Annotated in this window: 15 protein-coding genes; all 15 read right to left on the bottom strand. The window is 72.0% G+C overall.

Translation table 11 applies throughout. The features are described from left to right. Positions 1 to 5 precede the first annotated feature (5 nt). Positions 6 to 1,022: a major capsid protein gene (locus B1H19_RS19020; RefSeq protein ID WP_083105852.1), complete on the bottom strand. Its 1,017-nt coding sequence runs from the start codon at positions 1,020 to 1,022 to the stop codon at positions 6 to 8. A gap of 20 nt (positions 1,023 to 1,042) precedes the next feature. Further along, the gene (locus tag B1H19_RS19015) at positions 1,043 to 1,660 is read right to left on the bottom strand and encodes a hypothetical protein (protein WP_083105851.1); all 618 of its coding nucleotides are present in this window, start codon (positions 1,658 to 1,660) and stop codon (positions 1,043 to 1,045) included. An 85-nt stretch (positions 1,661 to 1,745) separates the two neighbouring features. Continuing rightward, entirely contained in the window at positions 1,746 to 1,907 is a 162-nt protein-coding gene (locus B1H19_RS40625; RefSeq protein ID WP_335755937.1) for an Rmf/CrpP fold protein, read from the bottom strand. 17 nt (positions 1,908 to 1,924) lie between these two features. Further along, positions 1,925 to 4,156 carry a phage minor capsid protein gene (locus B1H19_RS19010; RefSeq protein WP_237289391.1) on the bottom strand — a complete coding sequence of 744 codons (2,232 nt, stop codon included), beginning with the start codon at positions 4,154 to 4,156 and terminating at the stop codon, positions 1,925 to 1,927. Positions 4,157 to 4,171: 15 nt separating this feature from the next. After that, positions 4,172 to 5,692 carry a phage portal protein gene (locus B1H19_RS19005; protein ID WP_083105850.1) on the bottom strand — a complete coding sequence of 507 codons (1,521 nt, stop codon included), beginning with the start codon at positions 5,690 to 5,692 and terminating at the stop codon, positions 4,172 to 4,174. Beyond that, on the bottom strand, positions 5,679 to 6,941 hold the full coding sequence (locus B1H19_RS19000; protein WP_083105849.1) for a PBSX family phage terminase large subunit: 1,263 nt from the start codon (positions 6,939 to 6,941) through the stop codon (positions 5,679 to 5,681). Before B1H19_RS19000 ends, B1H19_RS19005 begins: the two co-directional genes overlap by 14 nt. Then, a complete protein-coding gene (locus tag B1H19_RS18995; protein ID WP_083105848.1) occupies positions 6,941 to 7,450 on the bottom strand; it encodes a helix-turn-helix domain-containing protein in 510 nt (169 codons plus the stop codon). Before B1H19_RS18995 ends, B1H19_RS19000 begins: the two co-directional genes overlap by 1 nt. A gap of 127 nt (positions 7,451 to 7,577) precedes the next feature. Next, positions 7,578 to 8,567, bottom strand: a complete 990-nt coding sequence (locus tag B1H19_RS18990) for a DUF2637 domain-containing protein (protein WP_083105847.1) — start codon at positions 8,565 to 8,567, stop codon at positions 7,578 to 7,580. Positions 8,568 to 8,635: 68 nt separating this feature from the next. After that, positions 8,636 to 9,424: a hypothetical protein gene (locus B1H19_RS18985; protein WP_159028080.1), complete on the bottom strand. Its 789-nt coding sequence runs from the start codon at positions 9,422 to 9,424 to the stop codon at positions 8,636 to 8,638. Positions 9,425 to 9,439: 15 nt separating this feature from the next. Beyond that, positions 9,440 to 10,030 (bottom strand): hypothetical protein, encoded by a 591-nt coding sequence (locus B1H19_RS18980; protein WP_083105845.1) that lies wholly within the window; start codon positions 10,028 to 10,030, stop codon positions 9,440 to 9,442. A 95-nt stretch (positions 10,031 to 10,125) separates the two neighbouring features. Then, entirely contained in the window at positions 10,126 to 11,772 is a 1,647-nt protein-coding gene (locus B1H19_RS18975) for a hypothetical protein (RefSeq protein ID WP_159028079.1), read from the bottom strand. A 148-nt stretch (positions 11,773 to 11,920) separates the two neighbouring features. After that, positions 11,921 to 12,703, bottom strand: a complete 783-nt coding sequence (locus tag B1H19_RS18970; protein ID WP_083105843.1) for a hypothetical protein — start codon at positions 12,701 to 12,703, stop codon at positions 11,921 to 11,923. Positions 12,704 to 12,751: 48 nt separating this feature from the next. Then, the gene (locus B1H19_RS18965; protein WP_083105842.1) at positions 12,752 to 13,309 is read right to left on the bottom strand and encodes a hypothetical protein; all 558 of its coding nucleotides are present in this window, start codon (positions 13,307 to 13,309) and stop codon (positions 12,752 to 12,754) included. Further along, complete coding sequence (locus tag B1H19_RS18960; protein ID WP_159028078.1) at positions 13,306 to 13,557, bottom strand: hypothetical protein; 252 nt, start codon at positions 13,555 to 13,557, stop codon at positions 13,306 to 13,308. Before B1H19_RS18960 ends, B1H19_RS18965 begins: the two co-directional genes overlap by 4 nt. An 85-nt stretch (positions 13,558 to 13,642) precedes the next feature. Continuing rightward, positions 13,643 to 14,095, bottom strand: a complete 453-nt coding sequence (locus B1H19_RS18955; RefSeq protein ID WP_083105840.1) for a single-stranded DNA-binding protein — start codon at positions 14,093 to 14,095, stop codon at positions 13,643 to 13,645. Positions 14,096 to 14,105: the final 10 nt, after the last annotated feature.

Raw genomic sequence — 14,105 nt, 5'->3', positions numbered from 1 at the left:
GCCGATCACCGAACCCGGATGTTCCGCAGCACGGCCGCGGCCTTGGTCGCCTTGAGCGCCACGGCGACGGGCCCGAGCTCGACCTCGCCGCGCTTGACGGCGTAGGCGGTGCTGAAGTCGGGCAGCCACTGCTGCACGAGGTTGCCCGCGGTCGTGGTCACACCGTGGAAACCGTCGAGGCCGAGGCGCACGGCGTACAGGTCGGACAGTCCGCCGACCGGGGCGGCCTCGTCGTCCTCGCCCGAGGCGATCGGCCGCACCTCGACCGGGATCACCGGGTCGGACGTGCCGGCCTTGGCGCCGAGGTCAATGAGCGGGATTCCGTCGTATCCGTCGATGGCGCGGCCGAACGCGTCCTCGCTGCGGGTGTAGTAACCCGCCCGGCGTGCAAGGGACTTCACGCGGGCAATGGTCTGCTTGTTGCCGAGGAGTGCCGACGGGGTGCCGTCGAGCAGGCCGAGGAACTCGTCGAGCAGGTCGAGAGCGTCGTTCGCCCTCGCGCGGTCGTCGCCGAGCGCCTCGCCGGTCCAGTCGTGCACGACCTCGGCGCCGAGCTCGGTCGCGCTGCCGGCGAGGGCGACGTCGAGACCGTCGAAACCGGTCTCGCCGTTCGGCGTCGGCACGCGCTCGCCGTTGATGACCTGGTCGGAGAAGTAGGCGTTAGCTGCCTTGATGGTCTGCTGCATTTGCAGCGTGACCTCGTTGGTAGCGGCCGGGCCGAGGTTGGCGAGTACGCGGTCGATCTCGAAAGCGCCGCCGAGCGGGACCAGGTCGACGGAGTAGCGGGCGCGCCGGGCCTCGGCGACGTCGTACTCGGTGTTGTAGGGGCGGAAGGCTGCGCCGCGCTCGGCGACGAGCCGCGTGTAGCCGTACGTGAGCGTCGCCCCGCCACCGGACGGGTTCACGGCCTGGTCGAACTGGAGATTATCGAGCAGCCAAGAGGACTTGCGGAACTCGTCGATCACCGTGAGGTCGATGTCGTCCTGCGTGTTCAGCTTGGCGTCGGCGAGAGTGATCGCCATGGGGAGAGGCTCCTAACAGGTCAGCCGCCGAGGCGGACAGCGATGGCATCGTGCAGCGTCTTCGGGCGCCGCTCGGCGGCAGGCGGCCCGTTGAATTCCGCCCCGCCCCGAGCAGGGCCTGCGGGTGCGGCGCGGTATAGGTCGGGGTCGGCCTCGACCGCGGCGGTAATGGCGGCGCCGAGCTGCTCGCCGAACTTCGGCGCATCGGGGTCGAGGCCGCTCACGGAGTCGAGGAACGCGCGGGAGTTGAGCAGCCGATCTGCGCGTGCCCCGTGCTCCGAGGCGGCGCGGTGGGCGGCGAGCTCGACCTGCGCGGTACGCAGGCGGCCGGCGAGGTCGGCGAGCTGCGTGTCGCGCTCGGCGACCGCGGCGGCGAGCTGCGCGGGATCCTGCCCGCCCTCGCCCCCGTCGGGATTCAGCGCCTGCTGCACGGCGTCGAGCGCCTGCTGTAGCTGCTCGGCGCGCTCGGTCTGCTCGGTGGCGCGCTGCTCGGCGGCGACGAGCTGCTGCTCGGCCGCCGGATCCGGCGCCACCGGCGGCGCGGCGGGCGTGGCGGGCGCGGCGGGGGTGCCGCTGGTGTCCTGCTGCGTGCCCTGCTCGTCGGTCGGCGGTGCCGGGTCGAGGCTGGTCTCGGGCATGGGAAAGGGAACCTCCGGTCGCGGGCATGAAAAAAGGGCCCGCCGTGATCGGCGGACCCTGCGGGGTCTGGTGGTGCTCGGGGCGTTAGCGGCTATCGGCCTCGCGTCGGCCGGCGGTGTAGGCACGTACCCACGCGGAGCGACGCAGGTCGCCGGCGGGGTAGGGGCACACGGTCACGGGCTGCCGGTCGCGTCCGGCCTGCTGGCCCTCGTTGATCGCGCGTACGAGCTGCTGCCGCGGCCCCATGGCAGGTGCCCCCTTGGTCAAAATCGGTTCTGTTGGTCGTCCCGGCTGCGCCGTGCGCGGTCGCCCTCGGCGGTACGAACTCCGGTGAGCTGTTCAGTGTATTCGGCCAGGGTGAGCCGCGGCTCGACCTCGGCCCAATACCGTTTGAGTTCTTCGGACGCGCGCGCGTACGCCACGTGCGACGGGCCCGAAAACAGCGACTCGGGGTTGACCCCCTGCGCGTTGGCGCGGCGGTTGAGCAGGTAGCCGTTTGTCCAGTCCTCGGCGGCGAGCAACTGCCGGTAGCAGTGCTCCCGGTACAGCTCGCGGATTTCGGCCCGGGTGTAAGCGGCCTGCGCGGACTGCTGCGCCTCTTCGCGTTCGGCGATCCAACGCTCGGTGGAGGTCATACCGGCGTATGGGTCCTCGGGCGGGTCGCCGAGCGCCACAGCCCACACGGCGGCGTCGGGGGCGGGCGCGAGGATCTCGTCGACCGCCCGCCCGTCCGCGAGCTGCGCGGCCGGCCCGGTCGCGTTCTCGGCCGCAGGCAGCTCGCCCGGGTAACGCCGGTCAAGCTCGGCGGCGATCCGCTCCGCCTCGGCCGGCTGCGCGTACCGCACGGCCCACCCGAGCACCTCGTCGCCGACCTGGGAGAGATCACCGGCGAGGCGCCCGTCGGGGAACAGCTCGGCGAGCAGTTGCCGCCGGTCGGCCTCGGCCGCGATGGCGGCGAGCTCGGCCGCATCGGCGTGCCGGGCGCGCCCGGCGAGCTGCTCGTCGGACATGCCGACCAGATCGGGCCGGGCCTCGGGCAGACGGGCGGCGACGTCGCGCCGGTCCATCTCCGCAGCCACGCGCAGCACCTGCTCGTCGTCCAAGTGGCGCAGCACGCGGCCGAGCTCGGCGTCGGAGAACTGCGAAAGATCGCCGGCGAGTTGCCCGCCGGGGCGGATGCGGTCGAGCAGCACCTGCTCGTCGCGCCGGTCGAGCTCGGCCGCGGCCCGGTCGAGGTCGCGCTCGTCGGGCAGGGCTGTTCCGATCGCGTCGGCGAGCTGCTGCTCGCTCATCTCCCCGGGCGTGTGCTCGTCGCCGGCGCGCAGCCGCGCGGCCTCGACGGCAGCCTGCGGCGCCTCGGTGCGGGCGGGCGGGAGGTTGCCGGCGCCGAGCTGCTCGCGCTCGCGCTTGCGGCGCAGGCCCGGATGTTCGGCGAGGTGCTCGCGCATCTTGCCCTGCCAGTCGCGCACCTTCGCCTCGGCCGCCTTCTTCGCCTCGGGCGTCACCGCGGCGGCGGCCCGCTTCTTGTGCTTGCGGATGTTCCGCTCGATGGCGCGCTGCCGCTGTGTGGCCTCGTATCCCGACCCATCCGAGCGCATCGGCGGCACCAGCGAGGAGATACCGGGGATGTACGCCGAGACCGAGTGCCGGCAGTTGGGATGTTGGAAACCGGCCCGTCGCGCCTCGTCGAGGGTGCCCTGCACGACCACGCGCAGCATGCGCCCGTCCTCGATGGCGTGCTCGACCTCGACCGTACGGCGCCCGTCGGGCCCGTCGATCGCGAGCAACTTGCCCTCCCACGGGCGGCACAGCGGGCACTCGCGCGGTGCATCGGAGACGATCACCAGGTCGAGGCCAGCCTCGGCCAGAGTGCGGGTGTGCGCCTCGATGGCGGCGCGCGCGGTCGACGTCCGTACCGCCATCTCGGCATAGCTCGTGAGCTGCCAGCGTCGGCCGGCGCGGTCGGTGAATCCGGAAATGCCGCGGTCGGCAAACTGCCGCATCGCATCCTGTGTCGCCTGCCTGCGCGTCCCGATACCCAGTAGGGGCGTCGCGGTCACGCGCGCGATGACCTCGCGGAAGCCATCGAGTACGGCCCGCAGAATGCCGCGATGGGTGGCGGTGACCACCTGTACGGCCTCGGCGGCGAGGCGGTCGACAGCCTGCGCGTTCGGGGTGATCTCGTCGACCAGGCGCCGCGCCTTGTCCGAGAGGGCGCCGAGCTCAGCAACCGCCGCACGGTGCCCGCGGTTGTACGACTCGGCGATCACGTCGAACACCTCAAGAGACACGGCCTTGCCGAGCTCGTCGACGACAGCCTGCGCCGCACGCCGCAACGGTTGGATGGCGGCGAGCTTGCGCTGCGCCCACCCCGGAGCGTCGTACCCGGCGGCGAGCTGCCGTGCGACGAGCTGCAAGAGGCGGTCCTCTGCGTCCGCATACAGGTCATGGACGCCGGCCGAAAGGTCCTCGACCATGTCGGGGGAGACCGGCACCGGACACCCCCTTACCTACGCGGCGAACGGCAGCTCGGCCTCGGCCTGCGGCGCCGGCGCCGCGGCGGGGGCGCCGGTGATCGGATCGGGCACGGCCGTTCCGGTCTCCTCCCGGATCCGGTCGACCTCGGCCTGCACGCGGGCGTCGTCCCAATCCGGGTGCAGCGTGCGCACCTTGGTGTCGGTGCTCGCGGCCTCGGCCTGCGCGATCAGGGCGAGGGTCTGCGCGGTGGTCTGCGGGTCCTCGCTGACGGCGTCGCCGAACTGGAGCCGCGGGCGCTGGTCGGCGTTCACGGTCGAGTACCCGAGGATGCGGTCGAGCCTGAGCATCACGTGCAGCATGTCGACGAGCGCCGGTGCCCAGTACCGCCCCTTCACGTCCCGCGTGATCATGCTGCGGCGCTCACGTGCGGTGACCTCGGTTGCGGTCACCGCCGGCCCGTCGCCGAGTCCGAAAGTCTGCGCGCTGTAGGACGCCGCCTCTACGGCTTGGCGCACGATGGCCTCGGCGGTCGACTGGTGCTCGGCGACGCGTATCGCGAACTGCGACAACGTGATGCCGGCGCCCTGCTCGGTGGGAGGGATGGCAAGGGGCGTCCAAATTTCCCGGTCCTGGTCGAACGTGGCTCCCTGCCCGGGGCCGTTGTCGCGCAGGTAGCCGTCGGGCACGATCAACCGGGCGCGAGCGAGGCGGATGTCGCGCATCCAACTCGACCATGTCGTATCGAGCGCGTCGAACAGGTCGTGTATCGGGTCTTGAAAGTCGGAGCGGCCGAGCAGGCTGCCGCGGCGCTTGCGGTTGGGGCGGATGTTGGGCACGTACGCGGCGGTGAGCGCGTCGGGCAGCCCGGTCTCGATCACGTCGCCCTGCTCGCCGAGCGAGTCGACCAGTCCGGCGACGTCGGGGTGCTCGGTCAGCGGCACACGGACGCCGAGGCGGTCGGCGCTGCCCTGGTACAGGCCGTGCAGGATCGCGCCGGGCTCGTGCCGCTCCAAGTGGCGCCATACCGTCGCCGAGTCGCTCGGCAGCTCGTGCCAGAACGTGACCGCAGTCAAGATGCCGTAGCGGAACTCGGGCAGCGCACAGTCGGCGTGCACGACGGTCAGCAGCGGCCGGTCGACGAGCTCGCGATCCCACGTCACACGCAGGTATACGCCGCCGAGCGCGGCGGCGACCTCGGCGGCCTCGATCAACGTGTTCGCGATCCCGCCGGCCTCGGCGAAGTAGTCGAGCCGCTGCTGCGCCGCGGTGTCGTCGACAGTGAACGTCGGCGGCTCGGAGAACAGCAGGGCGGCCGAGGTGCTCGCGATGTCCGCGGCGAGCGGGATGTGCATGCGGGTCTCGGGGCGCAGCGGCGCCTCGGGCCGGCGGCTCCACAACCGGCGCAGACCGTTCTCGCGGCGCGGTGTGCGGGCGTATACGGCGGCGAGGCGGTCGCGGTCGCCGGAGTACCACGCATCGTCGACGCGCATTTCGCGGTACTCGTCCGCGAACTGCTGCGGCGGCCATGGGATGTCGATTTCAGGCAGCGGCACGGGTCACCCCCTCGGCGGTCGGTGCGGGTAGCAGGTGGCGCCACTCATGGCCGGCGGAGTGCACGGCGTAGCGCAGCGCGTCGCACGAGTGGTCGTCGCGCTTGATCGGTCGGTCTTCGCCGCGCTCGGATGCGACGGGATCCCATGCGTAGCCCGGCAGTTCGTCGAGCAGGCCCTCGCACGAGCGGTGCACGTACAGCAGCCCGGAGTCGAGCGCGGTCGCGGTCGACCGGATGCCGTCGAGCACGTCGTTATTGGCACGGGCGACCCCGGGGTGCCCGTCGGCCCATAGCTGCGTGATGTAGCTCGCGGCGGACGGGTCCACAAACGTCCATTGCGGCACGACGTCGAGCTCGGCCAACCATGCCCGGATACGGGCGCTGTACTGCGCGTCAGTGAGCTGCCTACGCATGGCGCGCGAGTCCCAACGCCACTCAGCAGCCGCATACAGCCGGTCGTCGACACCCTCGCCGAGCAGTACAGCCGAGGTCGGGTTCGTGGTGCCGTAGTCGATGCCGAGCCAGTACCGGCGCATGGCGGGCAGCTCGTCGACGACGTGCTGCTGCTCGTCGAACATGTCGTAAATGGCGCCCTCGGCGACCACCCACGCGCCGTCGATCATCCGGCGGCGCCACAACCCGACGTACTCGGCGCGCAGCGCGGCGACGTACGCCTCGGAAAGGCTCGGGTTGTCGTCGAGGCGGAAGTGCCACGAGGCGAGGTCGAGCTCGTGCGCACGGTCGAGATACCCCGTCTTGAGCCAGTGCCGCGGCGAATCCGGGTTTGTGGTCGCGAGCAACTTCGCGCCGGGCACGGACAGTCGGGCGAGCAACTGCACAAAGAACGCTTCGGGCAGCAGCGTCGCCTCGTCGACGTACGCGAGCGCGGCCGTCAGGCCACGCAGCCGGCCCTCGGCCCGCGCATCGCTCGCGCCGATCAGGTGCACGGTCCGGCCGTAGATACTCGCCGTTGTCGCCCCGCGGGTATGGCGCACCGCGGCGGCGGCGTCCCCGAACAGGGCGGGATCTTGCAGGGGTTCGAGCACGTTGCGCTCGATGGTCTGCAATGACCTGCCGCAGATCAGCAGCAGCCCGGACGAGGGGGCGCGCCGCACGTACAGCAGGAAGGCCAGCAACGAGGCGATCGTCTTGCCGGACCGTACGGCACCGTGCCATAGGGCGATACGGACCGGTGCCGACTCGCGGATCGAACCGAGCTGCTTGTCGGAGAGCGAGACAGGCGCAGTCATCAACCCCCCTCGTCATCACCGCCATTGGCAGGGCCGAGCAGGGCGTCGGCGAGGCGATCGAGCATCGAGGCGCCCCTGCTCTCGCCGTCGCTGTCGACGTCGGCGAGGCGCTGTGCGCTGGAGAGGTACGTACCGATGGCGTGTGAGTGGTGGCGCTCGTCCTGCGCGGGCGGCGCGTCGGTGACCACACGGACCGTGCGGCCGTCGGGCAGCAGCTCGACGCGCACGTAACCGTCGGGTGCCTCGACGCGGTCGAGGTTCGCCGCGGCGCGCAGGTACAGCCGCTCGACGAGGTCGCGCCGCAGCGCGGCGAGGTCGAGTCGGCGCGCCTCGGTGGCTGCCGCGGTGCGGGCGCCGCCCTCGAACCGCAGGCCGAGCTCGCCGGCAATGCGCGAGATGGTCGAGGCGCTGCGGCCGAGGGCGCGCGCGATCTGGTTGCGCGTCTCGCCGGCCGCGTGTCGGCGCTGGATCTCGGTGCGCTCGTCGGCGGTGACCGGGCGGCGCTGCATGGGCGGTCACCTCCCGGCGGGCATAGGCGAGCGCCCTGCCACGTCGGGGGGATGCGTGGCAGGGCGCTCGGGTATGTGGAGTTGTCGCGCTGTTTCCGGGCACGCCGGAAGCGCCACCCACATTAGGTCACGAACTGATAACGGCGCAAGGGGGTTCGAGAACTGCCTCGACCAACTCGCGAATCTCACCGCCCCTCGTCCGCCGCAGTCCAAGCTCGGCACCGACGCGCTCAGCCGTCGGCCGCTTACCGGTCACACGCTCAATGCGCCGGTACGCCTCGACCCACTGCTGCGGCACCTCGTCGTCGACGAGCGGCACCTCGTCGCACCCGTCGGTGGCGAGCGGCGGCGGGGCGGCGAACGTCGCCGAGTGCGGCAACGGTTCCGGCGGCGGGGCGTCGGTGTCGGCGGCAGTGAACGGCGGCTCGTCGTCGACGGCGGCGACCAGGGCGGCGAGGTCGACCTGCTCGACCGGCACGCCGGCGACAGTGGCACCCCCGTTGACCTGCGAAAACCGTTCTGCAGCGTGCTCGGCGCGGTCCGCGGCGCGCTCGGCGGCGGCAGTGGCGTCACTGACAGCGGCACTCACGGCGTCGCGAGCGGCATTGGCGGCGGCGGTCGCCGTCCGGGCGGCAGCCTCGGCGGCAGCGACCGACGGTGCGACGGCGACCGGCGACACGGTGTCGGCCTGCGGCGTCGGCAGCATCCGCACAAGTAGCTCGGTGGCGACGAGTTGAGCCACCGGCGGTGTCACCGCGATAGCGACGCCGGCGGCAGTGCCGTCGGAGTGCCCGACGTTGAAGCCGAGCGACGTCGCCGCGAAACCGGCGACCGTCAGCCAGTACGGCCACGTGCGCCGGCCGGTGCCGCGCGCCATGACCACGCCGACCGTGCCCACCACCGCGCCACCGTCGACGAGGCAGGCGAACATCCACACGACGTTGTCGGCGACTCCGTGATCGATGGCAAGCGCGGTGAGCGAGGCGAACGAGAGGCGGAACGCCAAGAAGGCGAAACCGGCAGTCATGGCGACCGAGGCGGCCAGCGGGCCCCAACGGACGAACCAGGAGGGGGGAGCCGACACAGGGCCGGCGGCGGTACGGTTGGCGTAAGCCATGGATAGGGGGTCTCCTGTCCTAGGCGAGGGTCCGGTTAGCGCCTGCCAGCGCGCCGGGCCCGCTTCTTTTACTTGCGCCCGGGGTGCGACGGAAAGTCGCCCGGGTTGTACTCGGCGACGGCGCGCGCCTGGTCGACAGGGCCCTCGGTGTCACGCCACACCAGCACGCGCAGCGGCGCGCCCGTCACGCCCTTAGCGATGATCGGCGGCAGCAGTCGCTCGGCCACACGCGCCGCGTTCCCTGTCGGCCGCTCGATGGTGCCTCGTTCCTTGTCGCCGAGCGGCAGCCACTGCTCGCCGTCGAACCGCTCGGCGCGCCACACGGCCGACCAAGGGTTCTGCTTGACGATGCGGTGCACGTAGGCCGAGGTCAGCAGCAGGTCGTCGGCGATCTGCATCGCGGGCGTGCCGCTCACGTAGGCGTCGAGCACGAGCTCGTCGCGCACCTTGTCGAGGGCGACGGACTCGCGCCGGATGCGCCGGGCATCGTCGTACGTGATCTTGCCGTCGGTTCCCTTGGTCGGCGCCGCAGCCTCGATGACCTGCCGCATCCACTCGACGACCACGGTGGGCATTGGCACGTCGTCGCCGCTACGCAGCGCAGCCACGTACGCGGCCGGACTCCCGGGGCCGGTCGCGGTGCGGATGGTCGCGCCCTCGGCGTGCGGGGTCACCGCGCGGCGGGCCTCTTCCTGCTCGCAGACGCCGCACAGCGGGCCGTCGAGAGCCTGCTCGGCGGGCACGGCGATACGTACGGGCCGGCCGCAGAGTGTCTTGTCGCCGATGGCGAGGTGCACGGTGCGCGCCTTGGCCGTGGTCCGGCCGTACGCGCGCTCGGGGGTGATCTGCTGTCCCATGTTCATTCCGCCCGGTTAGTCGGCGTCCTGGTCGTGCGTGTACGCAACATGCGCCGGCGGCCCGGTGCGCTCGGGGTTGCTCCCGACCCACACCCGTACGCGCGCGTGATCTGCGGCGCCGTCGAGGGTGTCGTCGAGCGCCTCGGCGGCGCACTCGGCAACGCGCTCGCGGTGCCAAATCTCCTCGTCGACCGCCTCTTGCTGCCACTGCCCGTTGCGCAGCATCTCGACGACCCACGTGTGCCACGCGTACGAACGCTCGATCTCGCGCAGTTCGCCCTCGCTGTAGTTCAGCTCGTGGGCGATCTCCTCGACGGGCATTTCCGCGAGCATGGCCTCGAAGATCATCACCGGGACGTCGACGACGTCCTCGCCATCGCGCAGCGCCTGACCAACGGCGCGGATGCGGGCGCGCGCCGTGGCGAGCTCGTGCTCGGCCGTCGCACTGAGCATCTCGTGCAGCAACCGCTCGTGTGGGGTTGCTCCCGGCACGTCGCGGATGATCGCGCCGAGTTGCTCGGCTTGGGTGCGCGGCGGGGGCTCGTTGCGGGTGCGGGATGTGCGGGTGTAGTGGGCGACCTTGGGCTGCTCGTCGTCGGTGGTCATGATTCCTGCTCTCGTGGGTGGTGGGGGGACAGTGTCGCGTGTGCCGCTGACAGCCCGCCCCGGCAGGTAGCCGGGGCGGGCGCAGCGGTCGCCGATCAGTTGAAGAGTGCGCCCTGCTCGCCGTCGTCGAGGTCGAACAGCGCCTCGCCGGACGCCGGCGGCGTCGAGGCGATCCAGCCGCCGCGCCACGTGCCGTCGGCGGCCTCGGCCTGCGCTACGGCCTCGACGGTGTCGGCGAGCTCGGCCTCGGCGACGTCCTGCTCGGCAGCGTCGTCGACCTCGGCCTGCTCGGGCTGCTGCTCGCCGGTGAAGTAGCACCAGTGGCAGCCCTTGCCCGAGCACTCCTTGCACCGGTCCTCGACCGGCACGGCGTTGCACTCCTCGCAGGCATCGGCCGTCTGCTCATCGTGCTCGGTGCACATCAGCGACCACGTGAATTCGGGGTCGTCGGCCGGCGCTTCCGCCTCGACGTTGTACTGCGCGCAGTCGTTCGCGGCCTCGACGCAGCAGTCAACGGCGAGCACGCACCCCTCGTCGTTCCACACGCCGGCGCTCTGGTTGGGCTGCTTGCGGGCGCACCCCGTGACAGGGTCGCCGCTCACGTCCGCCCGCGGGCGCAGCCCATGCAGGCACGTCGCGTCGTCGAGATCGACAGCGGCGGGCAGCTCGGCGGGCGCGGCCTGCTGCGCCTCGGCCTGGTCGGCGTCGCTCTCAGCCGGTCGCCACGCAAACACGCACGTCAGGCTCTTCGGCTCGACCGTCCAACCAGCCTCGCGGAACCTCGCGCGCAGCGTGTCGAGTTCGGCGCGGTGCGGTTCACCATTCGGGGCAGTGAAGATCCCGCCCTCGATCCAGTAGGCGGCGACGCGTCCGGGGTCGCGCGGCTCGATCAGGTATCCCCGCACGCTGGTGTCGACCTTGTCGGCGTAGCGGCTGATGTCGGTGTCAACGGTCATCGCGGCCGGCGGCAGTCCGGCGAGCACACTGCGCGCGGCGACGACGTCGGGGTGCGTGGCGTGCTCGGGCAGGCTGCCCTCGGCGGCGCCGGCGTGCTCGACGACAACCCCCTCGACGACCTGCTGCTCGTCCGGCAGTGGCGCGCCGAGCTCGCGTGCGATCTGCTCGGCGAGCTCGACCGATCCGGCGTACTTCCCGTCATCGATGGTCCGGGGGTCGGCGGTGAAGGTGTGCAGCTCGCCGTGTGCGGCGGTGATGGCGCCCGGCCACGCGGCGCGCAGGAACCCGACGACCGACTCGGACGCGATCACGAGCACGTCGCCGTCGTGGATGTCGTCTCGGCACTGCGTCGCGTTGTACGCCTCGGTGGTGTCGTCGAAGTGGTGCACGGTGGGCGCCTGCTCGATGAAGGCGTCGAGGTCGGCGCCGAACTGTGCGATCTCGGCGGCGAGTTCGTCGAGGTCGGCGCCGGCCTCGGCCATGTCGGCGATCAGCTCGTCGGCCTCGACGTGGAGCTGCGCCACGTCCGCGGCGAGGGTGATCACGCGCACGCCGTAGCGGGCGGCGCGCTCGATGCACTTGCGGCAGGTGGCATCCCCGTCGACGTCGCCGCGCTCCAGCTCGTAGAAGTCGGTGGCGGGGCGGCACAGCGCGTCGCCGGCCTCGCGGCGCAGCCGGCCGTCGAGGGGGATGTCGAGCACGATGTGCCGGGCGAGTGCGGCCTGCTCGGTGCTCTGGTGGGGGTGGGAGGACTGCCGCACTCGGGCGGTGGGGGTCTGCTGCATGGGGGTCTCCATGTCTTGTGGTGTTCCGTCCCGAGCTGCCACTCGGGGTGTGATGAGTACATTACCCCAATGACCTCAGTACACAACCCCTATTCTCGAAACTCGTTCCGCCAACTCCCCAACCAGGGAGCCGAGTTGACGCGCACCGCTATGCGGCCGGTGCGCACTGCCGTTCCTGCGCGGCATCGAGCGCGACGACCAGGGCGGGCAACTCGCGCCACCCCCACACGCGCCGCCCCCGCATGTTGAGCAGCACAGGCGCACTGCACGCCGGACCGGTCGAGCAGGTCACCGTCGGCGGTTCATCCGGCCCGGTGTGCAAGGTGAGTTGACCGGCGCACCACGGGCACGGCCGGCCCGGCACGAGGGTCGAGCGGTGGTCGAGGTCGAGGGCGCGCAGCACGCGGTCGGCGCACACGCGGGCGGTTGTCCATGCCTCGTGCAGCAGGTACTCGGGCAGGGGCGCGAACGGCGCGGCGTCGAATGGGACGCCGGCGTAATGCTCGGGTGTGGTGTCCTCGTCGAGCACGCGACCCTCGATCCACACGGCGGCCCAGTGCAGCCCGTGCGCGCGGCTGCCGGGGTCGGTCGGGCTGCGGAACGTCCAGCGCCGGGGGTCGTCCAGCGGTGCGCGCTGTACGGCGGCGGCGAGGGTGTCAGCGAGGTCGAACAACTGCCGCTCGACCGCGAGGCCGGCGTCGAGGGCGTCGAGGTTGAGCGGTGCGGGGTGCTCGCGCAACACCAGCGGCGCACGCTCGACGACGTCGAGCACCTCGTCGGCGACGGGGCGCAGCAGGTGCGAGAGCTGCCGCGGTGGCCACACGTCGTCGGGGCGGGGTGTCTCGATGGCGAGCAGCAGGTCGCCCCACAGTTCCCGTACGGTGCGCAGCGCGGCTACGGCCTCGCGGCGAGCAGTCTCTGCGGTGGGCATCGGTGCGCGTCCTCCCATGGCTGGTGGCGTGTTCCTAGTCGAGGCTGACTACGCGGCGTGTGCGGCGCTGATGCGGTCCCGGATCGTCTCGGGCAGGGCCGGCCAGTTCGGGGCGCCGCACGCGCGTTGAGCGTCAGCGAGCCAATTCGCGTAGCGCAGCGCGGACGCTTCGGCCTCGGCGAGCTGCTCGCGAACCTTGACGAGCTCGGCCTCGGCCCGGTCGGCACGCTGCGCCTCGGCGCTCTCCTCGGCACGGTGTCGCTTGCGCTCGGCAAATGCCTCTCGGGCAGCGTTGTTGATCGCGTCGTGCAGCGTGGCGACGTCACGGGCGAGGCGGTCGCGCTCGGCCTCGATCTCCCGTATCGCGTCCTCGGCCGCGCCGAGGCTGTGCTGCATGCGGCGTACCGCGGCCTGCTGCCCGCCGGCGCTGCGCCGCGCCTGGTCGCCCTCGGCGAGCTCGGCCTCGACGAGCGAGCGCAGCAGCGCGCCCTCGGGGCGGGTGAGCACTCCGCGGTCGGCACGGGCGAGCAGGACGAGCAGGGACTCGCGGCGCGTCTGCCGGGCGTGCTCGTGCTCGACGGTACGGGGGCGAGGGGTGCGGGTCATCGCAGGTTCACCACCTGCGCGAGCTCGGCCGGCGCGTTCTCGTCGGTCTCGTAGGACACAACGAGCTCGGGGCCGTCGCCCTGGTGCACGGTGGCATCGCTCAGCGGGCGGCCGGCCGCGCGCAGTTGGGAGCGCACGGCGTCGAGCACCTCGACCAGATCGGGGGCGCTCACGGGCAGCGGCAGCACGTACTCGGCGCGCATCTCGCGCACCAGCCGGTAGCGCAAGGAGACAGGGGAGGAAGTCACAGGATCACTCCGGAAGGGGTAGGGGCGGGAACGGCGCGCCCTCGCGCGCGCATGGGGGCCGCATCGACCGGTCGATCGGTGCCGCTCAGAACGGCGGCTCGTCCTCGCTCGGGGCCGCGGCGGGGGCGCTGCCCCACGTGGGTGCGGCCGGCTGCGACGAGGTGCTGCTGCCCTTGTTGGTCTTGGCGACGGCGGCGGTTGCGTTGCGCAGGCTCGGCCCGATGTCGTCGACGTCGAGCTCGTAGGCGGTGCGTTTGATGCCCTCGCGGTCCTCGTAACTGCGCTGCTTGAGCCGCCCGTGTGCGATCACGCGGGCGCCGCGGCCGAGCGACTCGGCGACGTGCTCGGCGAGTTGGCGCCATGCCGAGCAGCTCAAGAACAGCGACTCGCCGTCGCGCCATTCGTTGGCCTGCCGGTCGAAAGTGCGTGGCGTGGATGCGATGCGGAAGCGAGCGACGGCGGCGCCGGCGGGGGTGAACCGCAGCTCGGGGTCGTCGACAAGGTTGCCAATCACGGTGATGACGGTCTCTCCGGCCATGAGTGCCCCT

The organism is Streptomyces gilvosporeus (assembly GCF_002082195.1).
Lineage (GTDB): Bacteria > Actinomycetota > Actinomycetes > Streptomycetales > Streptomycetaceae > Streptomyces > Streptomyces gilvosporeus.
Note: the sequence above shows the minus strand (reverse complement) of the source record. Positions and strands in the feature narration are given on the sequence as shown.

Bases quoted from the DNA above. Each gene is read 5' to 3' on its own strand.
- B1H19_RS19000 (WP_083105849.1), bottom strand. From the start codon at position 6,941: ATGACTGCGCCTGTCTCGCTCTCCGACAAGCAGCTCGGTTCGATCCGC.
- B1H19_RS18995 (WP_083105848.1), bottom strand. From the start codon at position 7,450: ATGCAGCGCCGCCCGGTCACCGCCGACGAGCGCACCGAGATCCAGCGC.
- B1H19_RS18970 (WP_083105843.1), bottom strand. From the start codon at position 12,703: ATGCCCACCGCAGAGACTGCTCGCCGCGAGGCCGTAGCCGCGCTGCGC.
- B1H19_RS18980 (WP_083105845.1), bottom strand. From the start codon at position 10,030: ATGACCACCGACGACGAGCAGCCCAAGGTCGCCCACTACACCCGCACA.
- B1H19_RS18990 (WP_083105847.1), bottom strand. From the start codon at position 8,567: ATGGCTTACGCCAACCGTACCGCCGCCGGCCCTGTGTCGGCTCCCCCC.
- B1H19_RS18985 (WP_159028080.1), bottom strand. From the start codon at position 9,424: ATGGGACAGCAGATCACCCCCGAGCGCGCGTACGGCCGGACCACGGCC.
- B1H19_RS18965 (WP_083105842.1), bottom strand. From the start codon at position 13,309: ATGACCCGCACCCCTCGCCCCCGTACCGTCGAGCACGAGCACGCCCGG.
- B1H19_RS18975 (WP_159028079.1), bottom strand. From the start codon at position 11,772: ATGCAGCAGACCCCCACCGCCCGAGTGCGGCAGTCCTCCCACCCCCAC.
- B1H19_RS19020 (WP_083105852.1), bottom strand. From the start codon at position 1,022: ATGGCGATCACTCTCGCCGACGCCAAGCTGAACACGCAGGACGACATC.
- B1H19_RS40625 (WP_335755937.1), bottom strand. From the start codon at position 1,907: ATGGGGCCGCGGCAGCAGCTCGTACGCGCGATCAACGAGGGCCAGCAG.
- B1H19_RS19015 (WP_083105851.1), bottom strand. From the start codon at position 1,660: ATGCCCGAGACCAGCCTCGACCCGGCACCGCCGACCGACGAGCAGGGC.
- B1H19_RS18955 (WP_083105840.1), bottom strand. From the start codon at position 14,095: ATGGCCGGAGAGACCGTCATCACCGTGATTGGCAACCTTGTCGACGAC.